The organism is Nocardia puris (assembly GCF_036051655.1).
GTDB lineage: Bacteria > Actinomycetota > Actinomycetes > Mycobacteriales > Mycobacteriaceae > Nocardia > Nocardia puris.
In genome coordinates this window covers 3,140,602-3,162,425 of the sequence record NZ_CP107943.1, presented here as the reverse complement: position 1 = coordinate 3,162,425, position 21,824 = coordinate 3,140,602, and the positions used below count along the sequence as shown (strand labels likewise).

At 70.0% G+C, this 21,824-nt stretch carries 45 protein-coding genes; all 45 read left to right on the top strand.

Features of this window, described 5'->3' with window-relative positions:
• The first annotated feature begins 35 nt into the window (after positions 1–35).
• The 45 genes from OHB21_RS14370 (at position 36) to OHB21_RS14150 (ending at position 21,821) form a co-directional block, all read left to right on the top strand.
• Positions 36–893 carry a phage antirepressor KilAC domain-containing protein gene (locus OHB21_RS14370; protein ID WP_328439206.1) on the top strand — a complete coding sequence of 286 codons (858 nt, stop codon included), beginning with the start codon at positions 36–38 and terminating at the stop codon, positions 891–893.
• Entirely contained in the window at positions 890–1,156 is a 267-nt protein-coding gene (locus OHB21_RS14365; protein WP_328439204.1) for a helix-turn-helix domain-containing protein, read from the top strand. The genes OHB21_RS14370 and OHB21_RS14365 overlap by 4 nt, the downstream gene beginning before the upstream one ends.
• Positions 1,153–1,386, top strand: coding sequence for a hypothetical protein (locus OHB21_RS14360; protein WP_328439202.1), 234 nt, complete (start codon positions 1,153–1,155; stop codon positions 1,384–1,386). Before OHB21_RS14365 ends, OHB21_RS14360 begins: the two co-directional genes overlap by 4 nt.
• 71 nt (positions 1,387–1,457) lie before the next feature.
• Positions 1,458–1,889, top strand: a complete 432-nt coding sequence (locus tag OHB21_RS14355; RefSeq protein WP_328439200.1) for a hypothetical protein — start codon at positions 1,458–1,460, stop codon at positions 1,887–1,889.
• 88 nt (positions 1,890–1,977) lie between these two features.
• Complete coding sequence (locus OHB21_RS14350; RefSeq protein ID WP_195142230.1) at positions 1,978–2,154, top strand: hypothetical protein; 177 nt, start codon at positions 1,978–1,980, stop codon at positions 2,152–2,154.
• Complete coding sequence (locus tag OHB21_RS14345) at positions 2,151–2,285, top strand: hypothetical protein (protein ID WP_328439197.1); 135 nt, start codon at positions 2,151–2,153, stop codon at positions 2,283–2,285. Before OHB21_RS14350 ends, OHB21_RS14345 begins: the two co-directional genes overlap by 4 nt.
• Positions 2,282–2,548, top strand: coding sequence for a hypothetical protein (locus OHB21_RS14340; protein ID WP_328439195.1), 267 nt, complete (start codon positions 2,282–2,284; stop codon positions 2,546–2,548). Before OHB21_RS14345 ends, OHB21_RS14340 begins: the two co-directional genes overlap by 4 nt.
• Positions 2,545–2,751, top strand: a complete 207-nt coding sequence (locus OHB21_RS14335; protein ID WP_067508037.1) for a hypothetical protein — start codon at positions 2,545–2,547, stop codon at positions 2,749–2,751. Before OHB21_RS14340 ends, OHB21_RS14335 begins: the two co-directional genes overlap by 4 nt.
• A 106-nt stretch (positions 2,752–2,857) precedes the next feature.
• Positions 2,858–3,172 carry a hypothetical protein gene (locus OHB21_RS14330; protein WP_328439192.1) on the top strand — a complete coding sequence of 105 codons (315 nt, stop codon included), beginning with the start codon at positions 2,858–2,860 and terminating at the stop codon, positions 3,170–3,172.
• A complete protein-coding gene (locus tag OHB21_RS14325; RefSeq protein ID WP_328439190.1) occupies positions 3,169–3,366 on the top strand; it encodes a hypothetical protein in 198 nt (65 codons plus the stop codon). The genes OHB21_RS14330 and OHB21_RS14325 overlap by 4 nt, the downstream gene beginning before the upstream one ends.
• Positions 3,363–3,611, top strand: coding sequence for a hypothetical protein (locus OHB21_RS14320; RefSeq protein ID WP_328439188.1), 249 nt, complete (start codon positions 3,363–3,365; stop codon positions 3,609–3,611). The genes OHB21_RS14325 and OHB21_RS14320 overlap by 4 nt, the downstream gene beginning before the upstream one ends.
• Entirely contained in the window at positions 3,608–3,820 is a 213-nt protein-coding gene (locus tag OHB21_RS14315) for a hypothetical protein (RefSeq protein WP_328439186.1), read from the top strand. The genes OHB21_RS14320 and OHB21_RS14315 overlap by 4 nt, the downstream gene beginning before the upstream one ends.
• A complete protein-coding gene (locus OHB21_RS14310) occupies positions 3,820–4,059 on the top strand; it encodes a hypothetical protein (RefSeq protein ID WP_328439184.1) in 240 nt (79 codons plus the stop codon). The genes OHB21_RS14315 and OHB21_RS14310 overlap by 1 nt, the downstream gene beginning before the upstream one ends.
• Positions 4,056–4,229 (top strand): hypothetical protein, encoded by a 174-nt coding sequence (locus tag OHB21_RS14305; protein ID WP_328439182.1) that lies wholly within the window; start codon positions 4,056–4,058, stop codon positions 4,227–4,229. Before OHB21_RS14310 ends, OHB21_RS14305 begins: the two co-directional genes overlap by 4 nt.
• Complete coding sequence (locus tag OHB21_RS14300) at positions 4,226–5,059, top strand: PD-(D/E)XK nuclease-like domain-containing protein (protein WP_328439180.1); 834 nt, start codon at positions 4,226–4,228, stop codon at positions 5,057–5,059. Before OHB21_RS14305 ends, OHB21_RS14300 begins: the two co-directional genes overlap by 4 nt.
• Positions 5,056–5,688 (top strand): ERF family protein, encoded by a 633-nt coding sequence (locus tag OHB21_RS14295; RefSeq protein ID WP_328439178.1) that lies wholly within the window; start codon positions 5,056–5,058, stop codon positions 5,686–5,688. Before OHB21_RS14300 ends, OHB21_RS14295 begins: the two co-directional genes overlap by 4 nt.
• On the top strand, positions 5,685–6,047 hold the full coding sequence (locus OHB21_RS14290; protein ID WP_328439176.1) for a hypothetical protein: 363 nt from the start codon (positions 5,685–5,687) through the stop codon (positions 6,045–6,047). The genes OHB21_RS14295 and OHB21_RS14290 overlap by 4 nt, the downstream gene beginning before the upstream one ends.
• On the top strand, positions 6,044–6,511 hold the full coding sequence (locus OHB21_RS14285) for an HNH endonuclease (protein ID WP_328439174.1): 468 nt from the start codon (positions 6,044–6,046) through the stop codon (positions 6,509–6,511). Before OHB21_RS14290 ends, OHB21_RS14285 begins: the two co-directional genes overlap by 4 nt.
• Complete coding sequence (locus OHB21_RS14280; protein WP_328439172.1) at positions 6,501–7,643, top strand: hypothetical protein; 1,143 nt, start codon at positions 6,501–6,503, stop codon at positions 7,641–7,643. The genes OHB21_RS14285 and OHB21_RS14280 overlap by 11 nt, the downstream gene beginning before the upstream one ends.
• A complete protein-coding gene (locus tag OHB21_RS14275; RefSeq protein WP_328439170.1) occupies positions 7,636–8,109 on the top strand; it encodes a hypothetical protein in 474 nt (157 codons plus the stop codon). Before OHB21_RS14280 ends, OHB21_RS14275 begins: the two co-directional genes overlap by 8 nt.
• Before the next feature lie 83 nt (positions 8,110–8,192).
• Positions 8,193–8,411, top strand: a complete 219-nt coding sequence (locus OHB21_RS14270) for a hypothetical protein (RefSeq protein WP_328439168.1) — start codon at positions 8,193–8,195, stop codon at positions 8,409–8,411.
• The gene (locus OHB21_RS14265) at positions 8,404–9,279 is read left to right on the top strand and encodes a hypothetical protein (protein ID WP_328439166.1); all 876 of its coding nucleotides are present in this window, start codon (positions 8,404–8,406) and stop codon (positions 9,277–9,279) included. The genes OHB21_RS14270 and OHB21_RS14265 overlap by 8 nt, the downstream gene beginning before the upstream one ends.
• The gene (locus tag OHB21_RS14260) at positions 9,279–9,437 is read left to right on the top strand and encodes a hypothetical protein (protein ID WP_328439164.1); all 159 of its coding nucleotides are present in this window, start codon (positions 9,279–9,281) and stop codon (positions 9,435–9,437) included. Before OHB21_RS14265 ends, OHB21_RS14260 begins: the two co-directional genes overlap by 1 nt.
• Before the next feature lie 89 nt (positions 9,438–9,526).
• A complete protein-coding gene (locus tag OHB21_RS14255; RefSeq protein ID WP_328439162.1) occupies positions 9,527–10,333 on the top strand; it encodes a hypothetical protein in 807 nt (268 codons plus the stop codon).
• Positions 10,330–10,539 (top strand): hypothetical protein, encoded by a 210-nt coding sequence (locus OHB21_RS14250; protein WP_067505053.1) that lies wholly within the window; start codon positions 10,330–10,332, stop codon positions 10,537–10,539. The genes OHB21_RS14255 and OHB21_RS14250 overlap by 4 nt, the downstream gene beginning before the upstream one ends.
• Complete coding sequence (locus OHB21_RS14245; RefSeq protein WP_328439158.1) at positions 10,532–10,870, top strand: hypothetical protein; 339 nt, start codon at positions 10,532–10,534, stop codon at positions 10,868–10,870. The genes OHB21_RS14250 and OHB21_RS14245 overlap by 8 nt, the downstream gene beginning before the upstream one ends.
• Positions 10,863–11,171, top strand: a complete 309-nt coding sequence (locus OHB21_RS14240; protein WP_328439156.1) for a hypothetical protein — start codon at positions 10,863–10,865, stop codon at positions 11,169–11,171. The genes OHB21_RS14245 and OHB21_RS14240 overlap by 8 nt, the downstream gene beginning before the upstream one ends.
• A complete protein-coding gene (locus tag OHB21_RS14235) occupies positions 11,164–11,325 on the top strand; it encodes a hypothetical protein (RefSeq protein WP_328439154.1) in 162 nt (53 codons plus the stop codon). The genes OHB21_RS14240 and OHB21_RS14235 overlap by 8 nt, the downstream gene beginning before the upstream one ends.
• Entirely contained in the window at positions 11,318–11,584 is a 267-nt protein-coding gene (locus OHB21_RS14230) for a hypothetical protein (RefSeq protein WP_328439152.1), read from the top strand. The genes OHB21_RS14235 and OHB21_RS14230 overlap by 8 nt, the downstream gene beginning before the upstream one ends.
• A 152-nt stretch (positions 11,585–11,736) precedes the next feature.
• On the top strand, positions 11,737–12,075 hold the full coding sequence (locus tag OHB21_RS14225; RefSeq protein WP_328439150.1) for a hypothetical protein: 339 nt from the start codon (positions 11,737–11,739) through the stop codon (positions 12,073–12,075).
• A complete protein-coding gene (locus tag OHB21_RS14220; RefSeq protein ID WP_328439148.1) occupies positions 12,072–12,614 on the top strand; it encodes a hypothetical protein in 543 nt (180 codons plus the stop codon). Before OHB21_RS14225 ends, OHB21_RS14220 begins: the two co-directional genes overlap by 4 nt.
• 3 nt (positions 12,615–12,617) lie before the next feature.
• Positions 12,618–13,067 carry a hypothetical protein gene (locus tag OHB21_RS14215; RefSeq protein ID WP_328439146.1) on the top strand — a complete coding sequence of 150 codons (450 nt, stop codon included), beginning with the start codon at positions 12,618–12,620 and terminating at the stop codon, positions 13,065–13,067.
• Positions 13,068–13,078: 11 nt separating this feature from the next.
• Positions 13,079–13,861, top strand: coding sequence for a hypothetical protein (locus OHB21_RS14210; RefSeq protein ID WP_328439144.1), 783 nt, complete (start codon positions 13,079–13,081; stop codon positions 13,859–13,861).
• Positions 13,858–14,163, top strand: coding sequence for a hypothetical protein (locus tag OHB21_RS14205; protein ID WP_328439142.1), 306 nt, complete (start codon positions 13,858–13,860; stop codon positions 14,161–14,163). Before OHB21_RS14210 ends, OHB21_RS14205 begins: the two co-directional genes overlap by 4 nt.
• Positions 14,164–14,540: 377 nt before the next feature.
• Positions 14,541–14,759, top strand: coding sequence for a hypothetical protein (locus tag OHB21_RS14200; protein ID WP_328439140.1), 219 nt, complete (start codon positions 14,541–14,543; stop codon positions 14,757–14,759).
• Between the two features lie 8 nt (positions 14,760–14,767).
• Complete coding sequence (locus tag OHB21_RS14195; protein ID WP_328439138.1) at positions 14,768–15,076, top strand: hypothetical protein; 309 nt, start codon at positions 14,768–14,770, stop codon at positions 15,074–15,076.
• A complete protein-coding gene (locus OHB21_RS14190) occupies positions 15,076–15,354 on the top strand; it encodes a hypothetical protein (RefSeq protein ID WP_328439136.1) in 279 nt (92 codons plus the stop codon). The genes OHB21_RS14195 and OHB21_RS14190 overlap by 1 nt, the downstream gene beginning before the upstream one ends.
• Positions 15,351–15,626, top strand: coding sequence for a hypothetical protein (locus tag OHB21_RS14185; RefSeq protein ID WP_328439134.1), 276 nt, complete (start codon positions 15,351–15,353; stop codon positions 15,624–15,626). Before OHB21_RS14190 ends, OHB21_RS14185 begins: the two co-directional genes overlap by 4 nt.
• A complete protein-coding gene (locus OHB21_RS14180; RefSeq protein ID WP_328439132.1) occupies positions 15,626–15,934 on the top strand; it encodes an HNH endonuclease in 309 nt (102 codons plus the stop codon). The genes OHB21_RS14185 and OHB21_RS14180 overlap by 1 nt, the downstream gene beginning before the upstream one ends.
• Positions 15,935–16,073: 139 nt before the next feature.
• Positions 16,074–16,448, top strand: coding sequence for a hypothetical protein (locus OHB21_RS14175; protein WP_328439130.1), 375 nt, complete (start codon positions 16,074–16,076; stop codon positions 16,446–16,448).
• A complete protein-coding gene (locus tag OHB21_RS14170; protein WP_328439126.1) occupies positions 16,432–18,204 on the top strand; it encodes a hypothetical protein in 1,773 nt (590 codons plus the stop codon). The genes OHB21_RS14175 and OHB21_RS14170 overlap by 17 nt, the downstream gene beginning before the upstream one ends.
• Positions 18,205–18,217: 13 nt before the next feature.
• Entirely contained in the window at positions 18,218–19,642 is a 1,425-nt protein-coding gene (locus OHB21_RS14165; protein ID WP_328439124.1) for a phage portal protein, read from the top strand.
• 3 nt (positions 19,643–19,645) lie between these two features.
• Positions 19,646–20,884, top strand: a complete 1,239-nt coding sequence (locus tag OHB21_RS14160; protein WP_328439122.1) for a VG15 protein — start codon at positions 19,646–19,648, stop codon at positions 20,882–20,884.
• Complete coding sequence (locus OHB21_RS14155; protein WP_195126587.1) at positions 20,877–21,413, top strand: hypothetical protein; 537 nt, start codon at positions 20,877–20,879, stop codon at positions 21,411–21,413. The genes OHB21_RS14160 and OHB21_RS14155 overlap by 8 nt, the downstream gene beginning before the upstream one ends.
• 27 nt (positions 21,414–21,440) lie before the next feature.
• Positions 21,441–21,821 carry a capsid cement protein gene (locus OHB21_RS14150; RefSeq protein ID WP_195126588.1) on the top strand — a complete coding sequence of 127 codons (381 nt, stop codon included), beginning with the start codon at positions 21,441–21,443 and terminating at the stop codon, positions 21,819–21,821.
• Positions 21,822–21,824: the final 3 nt, after the last annotated feature.

Sequence of the window (21,824 nt, the reverse complement as noted above, 5' to 3'; positions counted from 1 at the left end):
AACAGGTGAGGGCCGTGAACGAAAGGAGATCGTCGGTGACCGACGATACCGCACCCGATCTGACGGCCGCCGCCGCGCGCTCACAGCGCGACGCGCTGGCTGAGCGGGTCGACGTGCTCGACAAGGTTGGGGCGCTGCGAATGCTCCCCGATGACCTGAACGTCACCACCGAATCCGTCGCCGTGTTCTATGAGGTCGGAGTCGAGGCGATCAAATCCCTCGTGAAAGACAACCGCGACGAGGTCGAGGGAGACGGCTACCGCGTCGTCGCCGGTGACGAACTCAGGTCCCTGAAGGACCTGAGTCTGATCGACCCGCGCACTCCCTCGCTCGCCCTGTTCCCCCGCCGCGCGGTCCTCCGCGTCGGGATGCTGCTGCGCGACTCGGCGGTCGCCCGTCGCGTCCGGGACATGCTCCTCGACGCCGAGGCATCCGCCGCGCCGATGCCGACCGGGCCCGAGCTGCTGGCGCACGCCGTCCTCGAGGCACAGAAGATGCTGACCGACCGGGACCGCCAGATCGCGCAGCTCACCGAGAAGGTCGCCGAGGACGCGCCGAAGGTGCACTACGTCGAGCTGTACGTGGCCGACGCCGACCTGCTGAAGCTGCGCACGGTCGCGGCGGCGAACGAGGTCGGCGAGGAGTGGCTGCGCGACCTGCTCCTCTCGAAGGGCTGGATCTACGTCGAGACCGAGTCCCGGTGGTCGAACACCAAGGGCTGCATGGAGATCCGCCGCCGCTACTCCGCGTACTCGCACAAGCGGCAGTACTTCCGGCCCGTCGAGGTGCACGAGGCCCCGCGCTTCAAGGGCGAGGTCATGCACACCCTGAAGATCACGCCCGCTGGCGCCGAGGCTGTCGCGCGGCTCATTGACCGGGAGCGTGCCGCGTGACCCCGCCCGACCTGCGTCTCTACGACCTCGCCGAAGCGGCCGAGGTCCTGCACGTCACCGAGTCGTGGCTGATGCGCCAGCTCCGCGAGCGTCGTCTCGCGGGCCGCAAGATCTCGCGCCGGTGGATGCTCACCGAGGCCGATCTGCGCGCCGCGATCGAGTCGATGGCCTCCCCCGCTATCGCCGCCCGCCCGGACCCCGCCGGCCTGACGCGCACCAGCCGGCGCAACCTCACCCGACGCCGGGCGGTCGGTGCCGCATGAGCGATTTCGTGTTCTGGTCCTGCCCTGACGAGATCGAGACCTCCGACGCGATCGTCGCGGTCGCGGGCGTTGACCGCGCTTTCGGTGATCCGGCTGCGCGGGAACGTATCGCGGTCGCGGTCACCAGTGGCGGCACCTTGGCGCGCGCTTTCCTCGACGCCGAGCAGGCCGACGCCCTGATCGAGTCCCTGACCAACGCGCGGGCGGCGCTGCAACCGCCTACTCCATGACCCCCCGTAAGACGGCCCGCCGAGCAGCATCTCGACGGGCCATGAACACCCCAACAACAGGAGATATCAGGATGTTCAAGCTCAAGAATACCGTCGCCGCCCTGGCCATCGCCGCGCTCGCGGTGCTCGGCGCGACCGCGTGCGAGCCCGTGGAGGGCAAGCCCACCCCCTCGACCACGACGGGGATCGACGCGCCCGGTCTGTGGATCGCGCCGACCAGCACCCTGCCCGTCGCCCCCGCGAAGCTCGACCCGCTGAAGTCGGAGGGCACCTGGCTGGTGCCGGGCGACATCGCACCGGGCACCTACCGCGTCACCCCGACCGGATCGTTCTCCGGATACGTCGAGTTGTGCGCGGATCTGGCGTGCGAGATCGACTTCGACGGCAGCGATTACACGGGGATGATCAGCAACGAGCTGTACTCGGGGCCGGGGTTCCTGGTGGTCCCGGATCACGCGGTCGCGGTGACGTTGCAGCGTGTCGAGCTGGAGCCGTTCCAGTGACCGGGTTCCTCGCGTTCGCTCTGATCTGGACGATCGGCGCCGCGATCCTCTCCCCGCTGCTGGCCTACCTGCTGTGGGGGTGGCGGCGATGACCGAGCCCGTGCCGTACTCCGCCGAGGAGCGGGAGATGCACCTCCGGAAGATCCAAGCGTTGCGCACCGAGGTGAAGAACCTCCGGGCGCAGCGGGACGAGCTGCGCGGCAAGCTGTTCGACAAGGTGCGCGCCGAGGTCGCGGCGCGAGTGCCGATGGCGAGGCGGTCGTGATCGCCTCCCTGCGCGCCCGTCGCCGCGCTTATCACGCCTCGGCGGGGTGGTGGCCGTTCGTGGCCGACCTGGTGCCGCCCGCGCTCGTCCTGCTGCTGATGCTCGCGCCGGCTGTGGGGTGGGTGCGGTGACGGCCGCCCTGCCGGAGCTGGCCGGCATCGAGCACCTGGACCACGAGCCGGTGTGCGAGCGTTCGGAGTACGGACGCTGCGTGCATGCCGATGCGCCTCGCGCGGACTACTGGGTGGTCATACATGGGTGCTGGGAGCGGTTCTGGTGCGCCAGGTGCTTGGAGTTCATGCGGGCATGCGAGAAGCGTTTCCTGTGCCTGGTCTGCTGGAAGACGTTCGCCGCGTTCGACCACGCCATCACCCGGGTGGTGCCGCTGCGATGACCGAGATCGTCCTGACCCCTGCCGATCTGGCACAGATCCTGTCCGGAGCGCTGAAGGCGGTGCTGCTCGCGGCCGCCGACGCGGACCCGGCGCACCAGACCGCGCTGACGCTGGCGGCGGTGGAGATCGAGACCGTCACGGATCTGCTGCCGCTGCTGTCGGGGGTCGCGACCCTGCCCATACCCGTCCCCGAGGGGACCTGATCCCGCCCGGCCAGCGGTGTCTACCCCTGCTGGCCGGGCGTCACCAAACCCAATAGCCATCCCCGCCGAGCTGCTACCTCGGCGGGAACAGAGAAGGAGTCTACCTGTGACCGACACGAATCGGGCGATCGGCGAGTGGGCGGAGGGCCTGCGGGCCGCCACCACTCCCGCCGACGCCATCACCCCGCCGGACCCGGAGACCGTGCAGGCGCGGCTGCTGGACCTGGCCCGCCAGTTGGAGTGGATGGGCGCGACCGAGCAGGCCGCCTCGGCGTCCGCCGTCGCCTCGGACCTGACCGAGCTGTTCGACAGCTACTCCCACCTGCGTGCCGACCTGGACCTGCTGGCCACCTACGCGCCGGGGATCTCCGAGTTCGTGCGCACCGAGGCCGATCGGCACCTGAGGCGGTGGACCGCGTGATCGCCCTGGGCCACATCCTCCAGATCGTCTACGTCGGCATCCTGGGCGCGATCGCGTTCGGGATCTCCATCCACCACCGGCCCGACGACCTGGTCGCCGCCGCCTGCCCGTTCTGCGCCGCTGAGGGCTGCGAGCACTGCGCCTGGTCGGGGGAGATCGAGATCGCCGAGCTGGAGCACGAGGAGGCCGCATGACGGCGGAGTTCGTGGACGAGCTGCCGCCCACATCGGGCAGGCGACGGCTGGCCGAGTTTGCGACCGAGTTGCGTGAGCAGCCGGGCCGGTGGGCGAGTTGGCCGAACCCGATCTACGCGACCTCGGCGCGCGCGATCGCGTCGAACGTGCGGCGCGGCCAGTACCGGGCGTTCCCGGGCGGTGAGTTCGAGGCCGAGCACCGCGACGGCGTGGTGTACGTCCGCTACATCGGGGGTGGGGCATGAGCAGGCGCCTCACGAGGAAGTGGTGGTGGGAGCCCTACGAGCAGCCGGGCCGCTCGGGTGAGGTCGCGGAGATGACGGTGAAGCGCCCGCCGCGGGAGACCGCGATCGGACGCTGCATTCCCGAGGCCGACGCCGACGACGAGGCGGTGCCGTTCGACCCGGATCGCGCCCGCGACTACATGATCGCCGACGAGACGGGAACGTTCTGATGGCGCGCTACACCGATCATGACGAGACGGCCGCCGAGGCGCTGGCCCTGGTGGAGGAGGTGCGTGACCGGGCGCCGCTGGCGATGTATCAGCGGGTGGCCGCGCACTGCCGACGCGATCCCGAACGCATGGCGCAGGTGCTCATGTGCCTGGCCGCGTTCGTCGACCCGGACGAACCGATTGGCGCGCTGATCGCGCGGGTCGAGGCCATCACCGCCCCGAGGGCGGTGAGCGCGTGACCGACTTCGTCCTGTCCGATGGCCTGTCGACGCTGGTGATCGAGCGCGATCCGGATGGCCGGGTGCGGATCGCGGTGCATGACCGCGAGCGTCCTGGGTTCACGGTCACCTGCGGCGCGTTCCAGGCCGGGGAGATCGCCCTGTTCCTGCGCGGGACAGAGGCCGGATGACGGCGCCGACCGCTACCGGGCTGTACCCGGACATCCCGATCGAGGTGTACCACGGTGACCTCACCTCGCTGTCGTCGTCGTGGGCGAAGAAGCTTTTGCCGCCGTCCTGCCCGGCGAAGTTCGCCGCCGAGCGCGGCAAGCCGCAGGAGTACGTCAAGCACTTCAACGACGGCCACGCCGCGCACGCCCGCGTCCTCGGTGAGGGGCCGGAGATCGTCGTCATAGACGCCCCGGACTGGCGGTCCAGCACCGCGCGTAAGGAGCGAGACGCGGCGTTGGCCGAAGACAAGATCCCGTTGCTCCCGCACGAGGACGAGATGACGCGCGCGATGGCCGAGGCCGTGCACGAACACCCTCGGGCGGCGGCGCTGCTCGTCGACGGGCTGGCCGAGCACTCCCTGTACTGGACCGACCCCACGACCTGGACGCGGCTGCGGACCCGGCCCGACTGGATCACCGTGCTCGGCGGCCGGACCGTGTTCGTCGACTACAAAACGGTCCGGTCCGCCCACCCGGGCTCTTTCCGAGCCGCAGCCAGTGATCACGGCTACCACCAGCAGGCCGCGTTCAACGTGGCCGGGGCCCGCGAGGTCCTCGGCGAGGACGTGGGCGTGGTGTTCATCGCGCAGGAGAAGGAGCCCCCGTACCTCGTGTCCGTGCACGAGTGGGAGCCCGAGGACATCGCGATCGGACACGGACTGAACCGGCTCGCCATCGACATCTACGCCGCCTGCATGGCCGAGGACTACTGGCCCGGCTACGGCGAGCACATGAACCGGATGCGCCTGACCTCGCGGGCGCGGTACTTCGCAGAGGAGCTGCTCCGATGACCGATCATCCCACCATCTTCGAGGCGCTGAGCGCGGTGATGGCCGCGGTGCGCGCCGTGGAGAAGAAGGAGCGCAACACCGCGCCGGGCGCGAACTACACCTTCCGCGGTGTCGACGCGGTCACCAACGCGGTCGGACCGGCGCTGCGCGACCACGGCGTGATCGTCGCACCCAGGGTGCTGGACTGGCAGTACGGGACGGTGGAGGCGGGCAAGAACCGCACCCAGATGAGCCATGCCCGGCTGCTGATCGAGTTCACCTGGTACGGGCCGGCCGGGGACTCGCTGGTCACCGTCGCCGCGGGGGAAGCGTTCGACTCCGGCGACAAGGCCACGGCCAAGGCGCACTCGGTGGCGTTCCGTACAGCGATGATCCAGACGCTGTGCCTGCCCACCGACGAGCCCGACCCGAACGAGCAGCACTACGAACGCTCAGCCGCGGAGTCGGTGGACCCGGCGACGGTCGCGCGCACGGACCTGCTGGCGCTGCTCAAGGAGATCGATGTCGAACCGGCCGAGGCCGCTGACCGGTTCGCCGCCGACGGTCACGGCAACATCGGGCTGTCCACCGACGCCGCCGCGATCCGCGGCCTGATCGCCCACTACAAGACGACGGCGGGCCGGTCATGAGTGTGCCGCAGAACGCGAACGAGGTGGTGCTCGCCCTGGCGAAATTGGCGCGCCAGCTCGACGAGGCCACCCGGGCCCTGAACGAGGCCGACGTGGCCGCGGTGAACGCGCGTGAGGCCGCGAAACTCGCTGAGGCGAAAGCGTTCCTGGCGGCCGAGGGGTCGGTGGAGGCGCGTAAGAACACGGCGCTCGTGGAGACCCACGAGGTGCGCCTCGCCGCCGAGGTGGCCGAGGCGGGGGTTCGGGGGTTGCAGCGCACCATCCGCACACTCCAGACCCGCATCGACGTGGGCCGCACCTACGGCGCCACGATCCGATCCGAGATCGCACTGTCCGGGGCGGGGGTGCACGGGTCATGACCTCCTGGCCGAAATCCCGCCCTCGTGCTCCGCGCCGCCGCTACACCGGTCCGTCCGCCGCGGTGCTGGATCTGGTGCGCGCCCGCTGCGGCGGCCGCTGCGAACGCTGTGCACTGCCGTTCTTCGGGCGCAACGGCGGCGACCCGCACCACCGCACCCCGCGCGGCGCCGGGGGTACGCGTGACCCGCGAATCAACTTGGCGTCCAACGTGATTGCCGTCTGCCGCCCGTGTCACGACTGGATCGAATCCCGTCGTGACGCCGCCCGGGTGGATGGGTGGCTGGTGCCGCGCGGCACCGACCCGGCCTCGGTGCCGGTGCGGTCCCGGCTGCACGGGCTGGTGCTGCTCGGCGAGGACGGCACCGTCACCGCGGTCGTGGCGACGGTGCTGGACACGGTGGCCGAGGCCACCCGCCTGAGTCGGGGGACCAATACGCACGGGAGGTGCCCTGATGGCACGTGAATACGCGCAGATCCGGCTGGCGATCTGGAACGACGACGACTTCCGGGCGTTGTCACCGGCAGCTCAGCACCTGTACTTCATGCTGCTCACCTCGCCGACGATGACGTATTGCGGTGTGGCGGACTGGCGTCCGGGCCGCACGGTGGCCAACGCCGGAGCGTGGACGGTGAGCCAGTTGCGCGCCGCCGCGGAGGAGCTGGCGTCAGGGTTGTACGTCGTGATCGACGAGAGCACCGAGGAGGTGCTGGTGCGCTCCTACATCCGGCACGACGGGCTGATGAAGAACCCGAAGACTGCGGTGTCGATGACGATCGCGTTCGCGGGCACGGCGTCGCCGGTGCTGCGCGGGGTGATCGTGCACGAGTTGCATCGGCTGCGGGAGCGGGAGCCGAATCTGGGTAGCTGGGCGCTGGAGAAGGTCGGGGAAGTGATGGCGCGCAAGGCCATCGACCCCAAGGGTTTCCCCCTGCCTTTCGAGGTGGGTTACGGGGTGGATCAGGGCCCGGATTACCCCCTGGATCACCCCCAGGGTTTACCCCTGGATCACCCAGTAGCTTTCGGTGAAGCCCAGGGGGTGGGTTTACCCCAGGGTTTCCTACCTGCTCCTGCTCCAGCTCCATTAACCAGCTCCATAGGTGGTTACGTAACTGGGGTACGTCACGTGCCCGAACCGCTTCCGCCGGCAGACGCCCCACCCCCGAAGTTCCATTCCGAGCACCCCGGCGCTCACGTCGCCGACTGCGCCGAGTGCGGCATCACCGCCGAGCGGTACGAGGCATGGCTGCGCGGGCGCCTGGCCGCCACCGAGCCGCCCCGGTTCTGCCCTCGCCATCCCGGCGGCACCAGCGACCCGTGCCACGACTGCCGGACGCTCCGCGAGCTGCACGAGCGCTGGACCGCGAGCCGCAAGCGCGCCGCCGACGCGACACGCGCCGCCGAGCGCAAGGCGAAATCCGAAATCGAGCGCCGCGCCGTCGAGGCGTGCTCGCTGTGCGACGACGACGGCTACCGCGGCACGACGCTCTGCACGCACGAACCGCCGCGAACTCGCCCGACGCTGCGCGAGCAGTTCGAGGCCCTGCGCGCCGAAACCGCCCAGCCCGCAACCGAACCCGAGGACTCTCATGCCTGAGCACCGGCCGGTGATCCTGACCGCCGACGAACGCGCTCTCCTTCGCGCCCGCCACCACGACCTCGGCGAACTGCTCGCCGCGCCCGAGGGCGCGATCGAACGCTGGCGCCAGGCCACCTACTCCGGAGGCGGAGGCGGGTTCAACTTCAGGTACCTGACCACCGCCCTCGCCGGCACCTGGCACGAATGGCACGTCATCGAGACATGGCCCGACGGCAGCGCCAAGCTCTGCAAGCCCGGCGCCCTCATCCGCGAAGTGCGGATCACCTACCGCCGCCTGCGCGCCTGGCGCGACTCCCTGCCGCCCGAGGTGCTCGCGCAGGCCCGCACATGGTGGGCGACCTGGCCGCAGAACACCCGCCGCCTCGACCGCCTGGACGCCCTCGTCCTCGCGCAACTCGCCGACCCCGCCCCGCCAACCGAGCCGACCCTGTTCGACCTCCCGCAGGAGCCCGCCCATGCCTGAGATCACCGTCTACGGCCGCCCCGGCTGCGGCCAGTGCCTGGCCACCAGTCCCCGCCAAACCACCGACACCGAAGGATCCCCCAGTGCCTGAGCCCACCAAAAGCCCCAGTCTCGCCAACGAGATCGTCATCGACCACGACCGCGGGGAGATCCGCATCGACGATGCACCCGCCCCCTGGCTCATCGCCCGCGCCCGCATCGACATCGAGGTCGACTACAGGGGCGTGTCCATCGTGCGGTTGCCGATCCTGGCTGACAACGTCCGCGTCATCGGCCTCCCCAAGGGCGGCGACCGTGCCTGACCTCACCGACGACCACCTGCGCCAGATCGCCCACGGCCAGGAACGCCCCACACTCGCGACGACCCACCGCCTCGCCGCCGACCTGGTCACCGCCCGCGACTCCCTGCGCGAGGCGCGTGAGCGGCTCGCCGCATTCGAGGGCCGGGTGTGGTCGGATCTGGCCCCGCCCGGCGGGTGGGTGTGCGCGGTGTGCGGTGTGCCGGTGGAGTCCGAGCCGTGCTCCGAGCACGAGCCGCCCGCAGTCCGGCTCGAGCTGGCTGAGGCGTGGATCGCGCACCTGGAGGGCGCCTACGGCATCCCCGCCGATGCGCGGGAGCGGTGGATGCGCCTGCGCGCTGCTGGAGCGCTCGAAAACGCCTCGCCCTCACCCGAACCCGCGACCGCCCCCGAAAGTCGCTCCACGGGGCAGTGGGGCGGCAAGACCGCCGCCCCTGTGCTGACCGTCGCCGAGCTGGAGCGGCTCCGGCGGGTGATGCTCGCCTCGTGCGGCGGGATCGAACCGGCCGCCGACCTCGAGCCGCGCCTCGCGCACTTCGCGCTCGAGCCGGATGGCGGCCTGATCGACGTGATCGACCTCGCCACCACCCTGGCGCGCCGCGTCGAGGAGCTGGAGCAGCGGGCTCTGGACTCGATGCCCGCGGGCGTCGACCAGGCAGGCGAGCTGGAGGGGTGCAGCGGGTGCACGCCCGCGCCGCTGCCGCCCGACATCGAGTCCGCGAAAGCCCGCATCGCCGAGCTGGAGGCCGAGCGAGACCAGGCACGCCGTGCGGCGGAGCACCTCGGCAACAAGCCCGATTACCCCACGTGCCCCATCTGCGATCGCGTGCAGGTTCACGGCACCGTCTATGCCGAATGTGAGTGCCCGTGATGAGCAGATTCCTGATCGGCTCGCTCTGCGGCGTCGTCTCCGGAGCGGTCACCTGGTGGCTCACCAGCGACCCCAGCATCACGACGATCGCGGCGTTGGTCGCGGCTGTTCTCGTGTGGCTGTTCGGCGGCCTGGCCCTGGTGCTGATCGATGAGTGACCCCGCGAACACCTGTCTGTACCCCCAGCGCGATCCCGACACCGCGTGCGGCTACGCCGTGCGCACCGACGACTCCGAGGAGGCCCTCGATGACGAGTGACCGCGACACCCTGGCCGAGGCGGTGAACGCCGCAATCGAGTCCTGGCCGAATCGCGCCTGGCTCGTCCTTCCCGGGCCGACCGACATCGGATCGGAGCTGGCGGGACACTTCGCCAAGGAGCTGGCGGGCTGGCGTCCACCCGCCCGCGAGATCACCGACCCGGCAGAGCTGCCGCCCGGCTCAGTCGTCATACGGGACGGCGTCGCGTACCAGCGGGAAGGCGACCACTGGTCGATGCGAGGCACCAAGACCAGATGGGACAAGCCGCACGGGAACGGCCCGATCATCCTGCTGTACGTCCCCACCGAGGAGGCCAGCCGCCCCAGCGGCGCCACCCTCCAGTGCGGTCAGTGCGGTGTCGTCGCACACGCACCCGCCTCGCCGGACGGGCGCACCGTGCCGATTCAGCCGCTGGTCGGTTGGACCGTGATCCCTGACGAGCACGTCGTGCGGTGCCCGTCGTGCCCCACCGAGGATGCCTGCCCGCACGACAGCCGTAGCGGTGCCGGCGGGCGGTGGCGGTGCGATGAGTGCGGCGCCGATTGCGGACCGAACACCTACCTCCTCTGGACACCCGAGGAGACGAACCCCGATGAGTGCACGGAGCGCCGCGAATACCGCGTCGTGGTCGCCCCCGGCACGCGCGGCGAGTGGAGCGTGTCAGTGCCCGGTGCGACCATGCGCGCCGCCCGCAGAGTCGCCGGCCAGTTCGCCGTGCCGACCCGCATCGAGGAACGCGTCATCGTCACCTACACCACCGGGTGGGAGCCCGCGGCGACGGAGGTGGACCAATGACCCTCGACCGCACCGGCGACGACATCCCAGACCGCTGCCCCTACGACTGCCGCCGTGGCTGGCTCACCCCCGACGACGCCGACGTGATGCGCGCCTGCCCCATCCACCGGCCCCGCCCCGCCCAGGCCGACACCAGTACCGGCCACATCAGCGCGCGCGCCGCCGAGGCGATCGCGCGCGCCGACCGAGAGGACCGCAATGCCTGACCGCTACCGCAAGAAGCCCGTCGAGATCGAAGCCATGCACTTCCGTGCCGACATTTCGGCCCCAGACGCCATGCGGATCTACCACTGGGTGGAGAAGAACACCCTCGGCTCATTCGATCCCCTGGAAGTGATCGAGGGGCGCAAGCCCTACCCGGCCAGCGGTGTCAGCATCGACCCACGTGACGGACGCATGATCATCTCCACGCTTGAGGGGCTGCACTGGGTCGACCGGGGCGACTGGGTGATTCGGGGAATCAAGGGCGAGTTTTACCCCTGCAAGCCGGACATCTTCGGGGCCACCTACGAGCCGGTGGGAGACGGCCATGTCTGAAACCCCCACTGCTGCCGAGCAACTCGCCGCGATCGACACCGTGCTCGAGATGCTCTCGCCCAATCGCAGGAACCTGATGAGCGAACTGCGCGGGATTCGGGAACGGATCGCCGCCCGCCTCGACCTTGAGCGCCGGATCGGCCTGGCCTACGGCCGCAGCGCAAACCTGTACCTCGACGGCGAGCCCACGCCGGAGGATCCGGCCAACCTCGGCGCGCTCATCCGCGCGGCCGTCGAATCGACCGGCGCCACCATCACCGACCCGACCCACGCAAAGGCCGAGGAGGACGACCGTGCCTGAGATCCCCGAACCCACCGTCCGCTGCACCTGCACGCACCGGCGCACCACCCACCTCCACCGCATCGGAGCCTGCCAGGGCCGAGGACTGCTCGGCGGACAGTGCCGGTGCGAGGTGTACGAGCCCGCCGAACACCACGGGGAGAGCCATGCCTGAGGCCGTGTACGCCGTACTCATGCGGATACCTGACCGGTGGCGGGCGCGGATAGCCCGCCACCTGCGCGACTTCGCAGACGAGATTCACCGCGACACCGCGCCACTCGCGTTCGGCGGCTACTGGAATCACACCCCGGACGGCATCAGGGTCGTGGTCACCGAGGGCATCCAGGTCGGCCCGAGAGTGCCGGGCTGCCCGCTGTGGTACATGGCCGACGACTATGACCGAGCCTGGGAGGGGATGCCCCATGCCTCCTGAGGCTGCCGCCGCACCTGAGCCGTTCGGTCGGTGGGCGCTCCCCGATCGGGAACGCGACCGTGGATTCCCCGCCGCCACTGAGGTGACGCGCTGGGTCCTCACTGAACACGTCCAGCAAACCGGCATCACCTGCCCGAACAGGATGGAGCGCCATGCCTGAGCCCGCCGACGAGATCCGCGCCCAAGCCGTCGAGGTGATCGGCCGCCTGATGTTCGGCGCCGACTTCCCCGATGACAGCGAGGAGTGGGAGGACTGGGCGACCCGGTATCGCCGTCACGCCGCCCCCTACGTGGATGTCCTCGCTGCCGTTGGTCTCCTGCCCACCGACATTGAGTGGGGAGTGATCGGCTATCACGACGGAGAAGAATTCAAGGACAGCATCGACGTGTACACCCGCGAGGACGCGGAGCGGAAACGCGACCGCCACTACCCGCGCGGGGCAGCAGTCCGGCAGCGCTACGTCACCGACTGGCGGGAGGCCGACCGGTGACCCGCTCCATCGTGGGCCTGGACCTGTCGCTCACCTCCACCGGCATCGCCGTCCTCCACCCCGGCCGGCCACCGTGGTGCGGCACCATCGAAACCCGAGGGAAGGCCGACGACACGTGGCCGGTCCGCTACCAGCGGCTCACCGACCTCGCCCGCCGCATCCTCCCGCCCATCCCGGACTGTGCGCTCGTCGTGATGGAAGGACCCGCCTACTCCCGCACCACCGGCTCCCAGTGGGATCGCGCGGGCTTGTGGTGGCTGATGTACGACCTGCTCGCCGGAACCACACGGCAGGTCCTGGTCGTCCCGCCGAACACGCGCGCCATGTACGGCACCGGCCGAGGCACCGCGGGCAAAGACACCGTTCTCGCCGCGGCCGTCCGCCGCTACCCGGACATCGACATCACCGGCCACGACACCGCCGACGCCGTCCTGCTCATGGCCATCGGCGCCCGCATGACCGGTGCCCCGATCGACGACCCCATGCCCGCCACCCACCTGCGGGCGCTGGCGAAACTCGCACTGCCCAAGGAGGACTGACCCATGGGCTGCGACATTCACGCCTACCTGGAACGCCACAACGGCCAGCGGTGGGAGTACGTGGCAGACGCGTTCGATGTCCGCCAGTACGGCCTGTTCGGCTGGCTCGCCGACGTTCGCAACTATTCCGCCGTTCCGCCGATCTCCCCGCCATGTGGCCTTCCCGGCGACGTCACCCGGCGGGTTCGCCGGGACTACGAGGAGTGGGGGTTCGACGCTCACACCGCCTCATGGCACCTCCTGGAAGGCCTGCTGGCCTTCGACTACGACGCCACCTTTGAGGACCGTCGCGTCAGACTCGGCAACGACTACGGCCACACCGCCGAGCCGGGTGGCGGGAAGGTCGTCACCTACCGGGAGTTCCTGGGTGGCTGGTACTTCGCGGAGCTGGAGCGCCTGAAGCTGCTCGCCGACGGCGCGCCCGCGCGCCTCGTGTTCTGGTTCGACAACTGAGGAGGAGTGACGTGGACACCCACATGTTCATCGACCGCCATGATCGCAAACTCCTGCGCGACCTGCTGGCGTCCCTCCCGCGCCTGCTCGAGGACCTGGAGACCACCATCACCAAACAAGCCCGCATCGACATCCAGGTGCGTGGCGGGCGCTCCAAGAAGCCCTCCGTTCACCCGTGGCCGTACTACGTCGACGCCGCCGAGGCACGGGCCGCGCTGCACGCCAGCCTGGTCGGGTGGGTGCGACTCACCCTCGAGCACCGAGGCATGCAGTTCGACCCGACCGACATCCGGCAGCAGTGGCACGCCCTGGGCGTCCTGCCGGGGGAGTTCGTCGGCCCCCACCATCCCGACCGCGCCCGCGCCGTGACCGTGCCCTCCGGGCCGCCCTCGACCGCCACCCTCGCGCGCTGGCTGTGGCGCCACCTCATCGCCCTCGCCATGACACCCGGAGCCGAGGGGGCGTATGAGGAGCTGGCCGGGCACCGCAAGGCGCTGGCATGGTTCGTGTGCCCGCCACCGTCCCGCATCGTCGTGAACGAGGCCAAACGACAGGAGGCCCGTGCGCTCCAGCTCAACGCGCGCGGCATCGCGGCGTTGGCCTCCGAGTTGGGTGAGGAGTACCGGAACTTGACCCAGCGGCGCGTGCGCTACCTCGCCGACCACGGGCACGTGCAGCCCATGCCCAGCCTGATGCCGTGGCGGGTGTTCCTCGTCGGCGCCGTGCTGGACGCGCACCTGGCCGTGCCGATCCGGGAGCGGCACGCGGTCGATGATGAGGCGGTGAGCGCGTGAAGACCGGCACCGGCGGGCGCCCATGGGTCGCCCTGGAGCAGCCGAAGCCCACGCCGGTGGATGACCGTTACGCGTACTGGCTGAACGCCCCGCCCGAGTCATCGGCGGCGTGTGTGTATTGGGTGCGTCAGATCGAGCGGGGGTGGCTGCCGAACCGGCGAATCTCCCAGCAGGGCTACGACTGCTCGGCGGGATGGTACGGCGTGTACATCTGGGAGTACTTGAACGTGATCTCCCTAGCAGTGGAGGCCGCGCGGACACGCTCCAGCCGCCTGACCTGCATGGGCAGGGCTAGATGTTAGGCTATCGCCATGGCGAGAGTTGACCTTGAATCTGGGTCCCTCCCCGTTCTGCCGTAGCGCGTCAAACCGGCACCCCACCGATCCGTCCGGCAAGCGCCCCAACGCACCTCGAACCCTCCGGGATTTCCGGTAGGTTCGCGTGCCGCAAGCCCGGCCCGACCTTCTTCCGGGTGGTCACGCTGCGCGCTACGACACCCCTCATGTCTCGCGAAACCGCTGGTCGCATCGAAAACGCCGGTATGTTTCGCCCGATTCGCCCGAATTTAGGAGCCTGCCATGCTGTCCACCCTCTCCGCTGCCCTGACCGCCGTCGACCTCGGTGAGGTCGCCCGCGGCGTGCTCATCATCCTCGGCGCGATCGTCGACGGCCTGCTCTGATGAGCGCCCCCAGCGTCGGCCGCATCGTCCACTTCCAGCCCCTCAGCGACAGTGTCATCCCTGCCGAGCCGTACGCCGCGATCATCGCCGCCGTGCGCTCGGAGGACGTGTTGCTGGCGGTGTTCGACCCCGACCTGGGCCCAACCCTTGTCGCCGCACGCCACGCGCTCCACGACGAGCCCACGCCGGGCCACTGGAACTGGCCGCCGAGGACCTGAGGAGCATCATGCCCAGCCCGTTCAGCGCCAAACGCATCCTCATCACCGGAGGCGCGGCACCCATCCCGGCCGCGACCTGGACCCGCGGCGAGCGCGAGTTCGTCGTCACGATCCGCAACGACGCCAGCGGCGGCGGGCCCGTGTACGTGACGAGCCTCCCGGACGGCGGCGTCGACGATGCCCACCCGATCCCGAGCGGCGACCTCATCGAGATCCGCGTCCCGGCAGCGTCACCGTTCACGCCACCGACCACCGAGACCGCGTACGTGTTCGCCGACACCAATCGGTACGCCTACGTGTTCGTAGCGCCGCATTGATGGCCGGCACGATGAGCGTCATCGGCGTCGTGGCACTGACGGTCGTGGTGCTGAGCCTGGCGGCGAACCTGTGGATCCTGTCCGAGATCAAGCGCCTCGGCCATGAAGTCCAGTCTGAGATCGACCGCGTGAAGGCGCGACAGGTGGAGATCGGCCCGATCCATTACGCATCGGGCGGCCACATCCAAAGCCCCGCCCTCCCGGACGATTCGATCCCAGCGTGGCTGGACAACGGCGCGCACAGCCTCGACGGCGGCCGCACCTGGATTGAGTCGTGACCCGTACCCCTGAGCAGGTAGCCGCCGACGACGCCCTCGCCGACGCCATCACCGCCGCCCAGCTCGCGCACCACGGCACCGCCGAGGGCGTGCTCACCACCTATGTCGTCGTCGCCAAACGGCAGTGGTGGGACGAGCAGGGCGGCCGATATGTGGCGTACTACAGGAACCTCCGGGACGACGACGTGCCCCTGGATGAGCAGCTGGGACTGCTGGAGTACGCCGCGACCCGCGTCCGCAAGCTGATCGCCGCTGACGAGGAAGCTAACTGATGGCCTGGTCCCGCGACCCCGACCGCTACCGAGGCGTGGACCGCACCACAGCACGACGCATCCGAACCCGCGACAACGTCACCTGCCAGAAGTGCGGCAACCCAGGACATCAGGTGGACCACAAGCTCAGCGTCGCCGCCGGCGGAACCGATGCCGACGACAACCTGTGGACCCTCTGCGACGACTGCCACGGAGCCAAGACCGCAGGGGAGTCGGCAGCCGGCCGAGCCCGATGGCGTCAGCGGCACAGTCGGCTCCGCGAGCCCGAGCCACACCCCGGCGCCCTCCGCCCCAGGGGTGGGGGGTGACCCTCCCGACCGGCCTGTCTGGCGAAGCAGCATTGCACCTCGGACCATGCGTGCACTCCGCTCCTGTATTTCCCCAGGTCAGCGAACCGAGCTGACCGAAGCCAGCCGCCCGGGTGGCGGTCGAGACCCTGGAGGTCACATGGCATCGAAGCCCGCCCCGCCGAAGGGGCTCAAGCCAGCCGCCCGCAATCTATGGAACTCGGTGGTTGGCAAGTGGGACCTGCGCCCGGATGAACAGCGCGTGCTGCGCGAGGCGTGCCGCGAGGTCGACCTGATCGACGCGCTCGAGGACGCGCTCTCCGGCGACAGCATCATGATCCCCGGCTCCATGGGCCAGCGGGTGGTCAACCCGCTGGTGACCGAGCTGCGTCAGCACCGTGCGACGCTCGCCCAGCTGCTACGGCAGCTGAAACTGCCCGACGCCGATGGTGGCGAGGCGGAGAAGGAAGCGCGGTCGGTCGCGGCGCGCGCGGCCGCGAATGCCCGCTGGGGCAACCGTGGCAAGAGCGCGTAGCTCTGGCCCCGCGCTCATCACATCGGTCGAGGACGAGTACCGCGAGATCATCCGCTGGTACGAGGACCTGCTCGAGACCACCGCTCCGCCGGTGGATCTGGAGTACGAGCCGATCAAGGTCGGCCCGGTGTGGCAGTGGGACAACGGCTGGCTGCTGCCCGAAGCCACGTTGGGGTGGCGGCTGCTGGCCTGGTACGGGAAGTGGCTGCGGGACAAGAACGGCCGCCCGTGGCAGTGCACACCCGAGCAGGCACGGTTCGTGCTCTGGTACTACGCGCTGGCCGAGTCCGGCGACCTGCTGTACCACTCGGCGGTGCTGCAGCGGCTGAAGGGCTGGGGCAAGGACCCGATGGCCGCGGTGATCTCGTGCGGCTCGTCCTTCGCCGAGGTCGCGTTCGACGGCTGGTCGAATGGGCGCCCGGTCGGGCGCGAGGAGCCTAACGCGTGGGTGCAGATCATCGCGGTCAGCCAGGAGCAGACGAAGAACACGATGAAGCTGTTCCCGTCGCTGATCCCGCCGGAGACTCGCCGCCACTACGGCATCCAGATCGGCAAGCTGAACGTGTACGGGCGCAGCGACACCCGCCAGATCGAGGCCGTCACCTCCTCGCCGCTGGCGATCGAGGGTGGCCGCCCGACGCAGGTGATCCGCTGCGAGACGCAGAACTGGAACTCCAGCAACGGCGGCCACGACATGGCCGGCGCGCTGGAGGGCAACGCCGCGAAGTCCGAGGGTGGCGCGGCACGGATGCTCGACATCTGCAACGCCTACCGGCCGGGCGAGGACTCGGTGGGCGAGCGGATGCGAGAAGCGCACGACGCCACCCAGGGCGAGGACGCGACAGCACGGGATTTCGGCCTGCTGTACGACTCGCTCGAAGCGCCGCCCGATGCCCCACTCACGGCGGAAGCGGCACCCGCCGTGGTGAAATCCATTGCGGGCGACTCGCATTGGCTCGATACCCGCCCGAACGGGCGCATCGTCAAGAGCATCCTGAACCCCGCGAACCCGCCGAGCGAGTCGCGGCGCAAGTGGTACAACCAGGTCGTGGCCACGGCCGACGCGTGGACGGTCCCGCAGCAGTGGGACGCGCTGGAGGCCCCGGATGTTCGCCCGCCGGCCGGTGAGGGCATCTTCCTGTTCCTGGACGGGTCGAAATCCGATGACGCGACGGCGCTGATCGGCTGTCGGCTCGACACCGGTGACGTGTTCACCGTGGGGATCTGGGAGCGCCCAGCAAACCACGACCCGAAGACGCCGTGGCTGGTCGACCGCGGCGACGTGGACTTCCGGGTGCGCGCGGCGTGCGAGCAATGGGATGTCCTGGGCCTGTGGGTCGACCCGTCCGACGCCCGTGACGACGAGTCGGGCGAGCGGTTCTGGGAGCCGCTGTGCGACGAGTGGGCCGAACTCGAGGACTGGCGGCTCCCGGCGGTCCCGAACGGCGACTACCGACACCCGGTGATTTGGGACATGCGCTGGCCGAGCCACGCCCGCCAGCACACCGAGCACGCCGAACGCACTGTCGGCGACATCAAAGAGCGCGCGTTCCGGCACGACGGCCACCGTCGCCTCCGCGCCCATGTCCACAACGCGCGCAGACGGCCGGGCAAGTACGGGATCGGGCTGGGCAAGGCGGCGCGCGGATCGGCCCGCAAGGTCGACGGCGCGGTCGCCATGGTCGGCGCCCGGCTGATGCGCGCGAAATGGCTGGTGCTCCACCCGGAGCCCAGCGGGGAAGCGATGTTCGTGTGAGAGGCGGTGATCGGTGAACCGACAGTCTGCTGTCGACGCCGTCCGGCACATGCTCCAGGGTCCGCGCTGGTATGAAGCCCAGCGGCTCGAGGTGCTGGCGGCGGCCATGCGGCCGTGGACGGCGCGAACGGCCCTGGCGGCGCTGGAGATTCGCGGCGTGACGACAGAGCAGATGGAGGGATCCCTGGCGGCGCTAGCGGGCCTCGCTCGCAAGAGTCACACCAACTTCTTGCCTTTGATCCTGGATGTTTTCGGCCAGGCGCTCAAAGTGGACAACTACCTCACCGGCGGCGAGGTGGATCCGCAGACCGGCCGGCGGATCAACCGCACGACCTCGAGTCCGTGGACGTGGTGGCAGCGCAACCAGTTCGGCGCCAAGCAGACCGGGATCAACCGCGGCGCCCTGCACTACGGGGTGTCCTACGCGACGGTTCTGCCGTCACTGGTAAGCCAGCAGACGGCGGTGCACATGCGGCCGGTGTCGCCTCGGCAGATGACCGCGCTGTACGGCGAGCCACTGGAGTGGGACCCGCGCGAGGGCGGCCCGGTGGATGACGCCTGGCCGATCGAGGCGATGGAGATGAAAGGGCCGATGATCCGGCTCTACGACGAACGCGCCGTGCATTTCATCGGAGTCAAGCAGGTTCCACAGTCGGCGCTCGGCTGGCGCGACCCGTCCTACTTGTCGGTTAACAATTTCGAGTACATCGAGGGCCGCAACCACGACGTTGGCGTGTGCCCGGTCGTGCGGTTCCAGGACCGGATCCTGCTCGACGGGGAAGAGCAGTACGGAATCATCGAACCGCTGCTGACGATCCAGGAGCGGCTCAACGAAACCACGTACGAGATGTTGGTCGCCCAGTATTGGAGCGCGTTCCGGCAGCGGTACGTAATGGGGTGGATTCCGAAGTCGCAGCAAGAAGCATTGCGGCATGCAGCCTCCGACACCTGGTACTTCAAGGACGCGAACGTGAAGGCCGGCCAGTTCGAGGCGACCGAACTGAAGAACTACATCGAATCCAAAGATTCTGGCTTGCGCGACCTTGCGGCGATCGGCCAGGTGCCCGCACAGCAACTCGGCTTGTCCGGCATCAGCAACATTTCCGAGGCATCCTTGGCCGCGCTCGAGGCGGGTAAGGACCGCAAGGTGAGCGAGATCGAGACCTCGCTCGGCGAGAGCTACGAGCAACTGCTCCGCACCGCAGCGCACATCGCCGGCGACGAGGCGGCGGCTGCCGACTTCGCCAGCGAGGTCGTCTGGGCCGACGCCACGGCGCGCAGCTTTGCGCAGACCGTTGATGGACTCGGAAAGCTCGCGACCATGCTCGATGTGCCGGAGGAGATCCTGTGGGAGGACATCCCCGGCTGGACGCGGGAGAAAGTGCTGCGCGCCAGGGAGGCCCGCGCCGCGGCGGGCGACCCGCTGATCGAGGTGTAGTCGATGCTGTCCGCAATTCTGCGGGCGCTGCACGCCGCCCTCGGCGCCGCACTCGCCAGGGTGATCCTGCGGCGGATGCGCACAGACGGGGTGCCGATCACCCCAGACCGGCAGGCGCAGATGGCGCGACGGCTCCATCGCGAGGTGGTGGCGGCGCGACGGCAGAGCTATCGCCGCACAGTGGCGGAGATCCGCCGCTTCGATCGGTCGCTGACACCAGCGCCGATCCAGCCCTACCCGATCGAGGCGGTGCAGGCGGCGATCGAACGCGCCGTCGCACCTCCGCCACCGCGCCGTCGGCCATCTCGCCCGGCACCGCTACTGAACGAGGGCGTGCGCCCGTCCGGTGAACCGTCCACCGAACCCGATCCACGCGTCCGGGTAAGCGGCCCCGAACCGCCCGCCCCCACGGGCGATTCGTCCCGCGCCACGGTCACCGCACCAGAGGGTACGCCCCGCCGGGCGGTCGTAGACGCCCCCGAAGTGGAGCGCCCCCGCTCGGGAGTGGTCACCACCGCCGACATCGACCCCGTCACCCGAACACGCGTCCGGGCGAGTGTGTCCGCGCCGACATTGGAGAACCGCACCGACCCCCGCGTGATCGCGCGAGTGTCCGAATCGCTCACGGCAACCCTGACCCGGCACGTCGCCGCGGCCAGCCGGACCGCGATCGAGCAAACCGCCGACAACGCCGGGGAGGAGATCGGGTGGGCTCGCGTGCTGTCCGGCACCGAGAACTGCCCCTGGTGCGCGATGCTCGCCAGCCGTGGCCCCGTCTATAAATCTGACAAGTCGGCGGGCTATGTCGTCGGCCAGGGTCGCGACAGTGCTGGACCACGCCGCGGTCGAGGTGGTCGCCGGCGGCAGGGCGACGGCACGCGCGGCAACCAAGCCCTCGGGCAGCCGTACCACGACAACTGCGACTGCGAAGTGGTGCTCGTCCGCCGCGGCCAGCCGTGGGAGGGGCAAACCGAGCATGAGTGGCTGGACTCGCTGTGGACGTTGACCTCCAACGCGGCCGAGGCGACCGGCGACAGCCTCGAGCAGATCTGGAGCCGCGCCTACCGGCGCATCCAGAAAGAGCCCGACCTCTACGACGAACTGATGGACCTGTGGCAGACCTCGACTGCGGGCCTGTCCGGATCGGCCGCGCTGCGCGCCTACCGCGCCGCGGTGAAGGAGAACACCCCAGCCGCCCTGGCGGCGGCCCGACGCCCCAGGAGGGCAACGTCCGATGAGTGATACCCCGCTGACCCCGGCCGACCCGGCACCCGTCGTGGATCCCGCCGAGCCCGTGTCGAGCCCCGCACCCCCGGAGCCCCCCGCCGATCCGGCGCCGCGCACCCCGGACCAGTACGAGGCCGAGATCGCGCGACTCCGCAAGGAGGCCGCGGGCTGGCGCACCAAGCTGCGTGAGGTCGAGCCGAAGGCGCAGGCCTACGACGAGGCGCAGGAAGCGCAGAAGACCGAGATCCAGAAAGCGCAGGAAGCGGCGCAGGAGGCACAGAAGCTCGCCGCCGCCCGCGAAACCGAACTCGCCGTGCTGCGCGCCGCCGCGAAACACGGCGTCCTCGAAGAGGACTACGACCTGCTGGGGTCAGGCACCCCGGAAGAGCTGGACGCCCGCGCCGCGCGCATCGTCGCGCGGTACCCGTCCAGCGCCCCGCCCCCGCCGCCGTCCGATCGGCCGGTCGAGGCGCTGAGGCCCGGTGCCTCGCCCACCCCGCCGCCCCCGGCGGATACCTCCTACCCCGCGGCATGGAAGCCGTAGGGAAACGCACACGGAAAGGACACCCTCATGGCGAATGAGGTGGCACCCCTGTTCCGGCCGGGCCGAGACATCACCGCCCAGGCCACCGCCGCCGTCACCGGCGGCCGATTCGTCGGCATCTCCGCCACCCGCGACGCGACCAGCGGCCTGATCAAGGTCGCTCACGCCACTGCTGGCGCGCGCGCCTTCGGCGTCGCCTCGGCCGACATCGCCTCCGGCGCGGTCGGCGCGATCCTGCGCGGCGGCGTCGTCCCCGTCCTCGCGGGCGGCGCGATCACCGCCGGCGCCCAGGTCGAGGTCGGCTCCGACGGCAAGGCCATCGCGCTGGCTTCGGGCATCGCGGTCGGCATCGCCGTCGAGACCGGCAGCAACAACGTCCCCGTCTTCGTCGCCCTCCACGGCGCGTAAGCA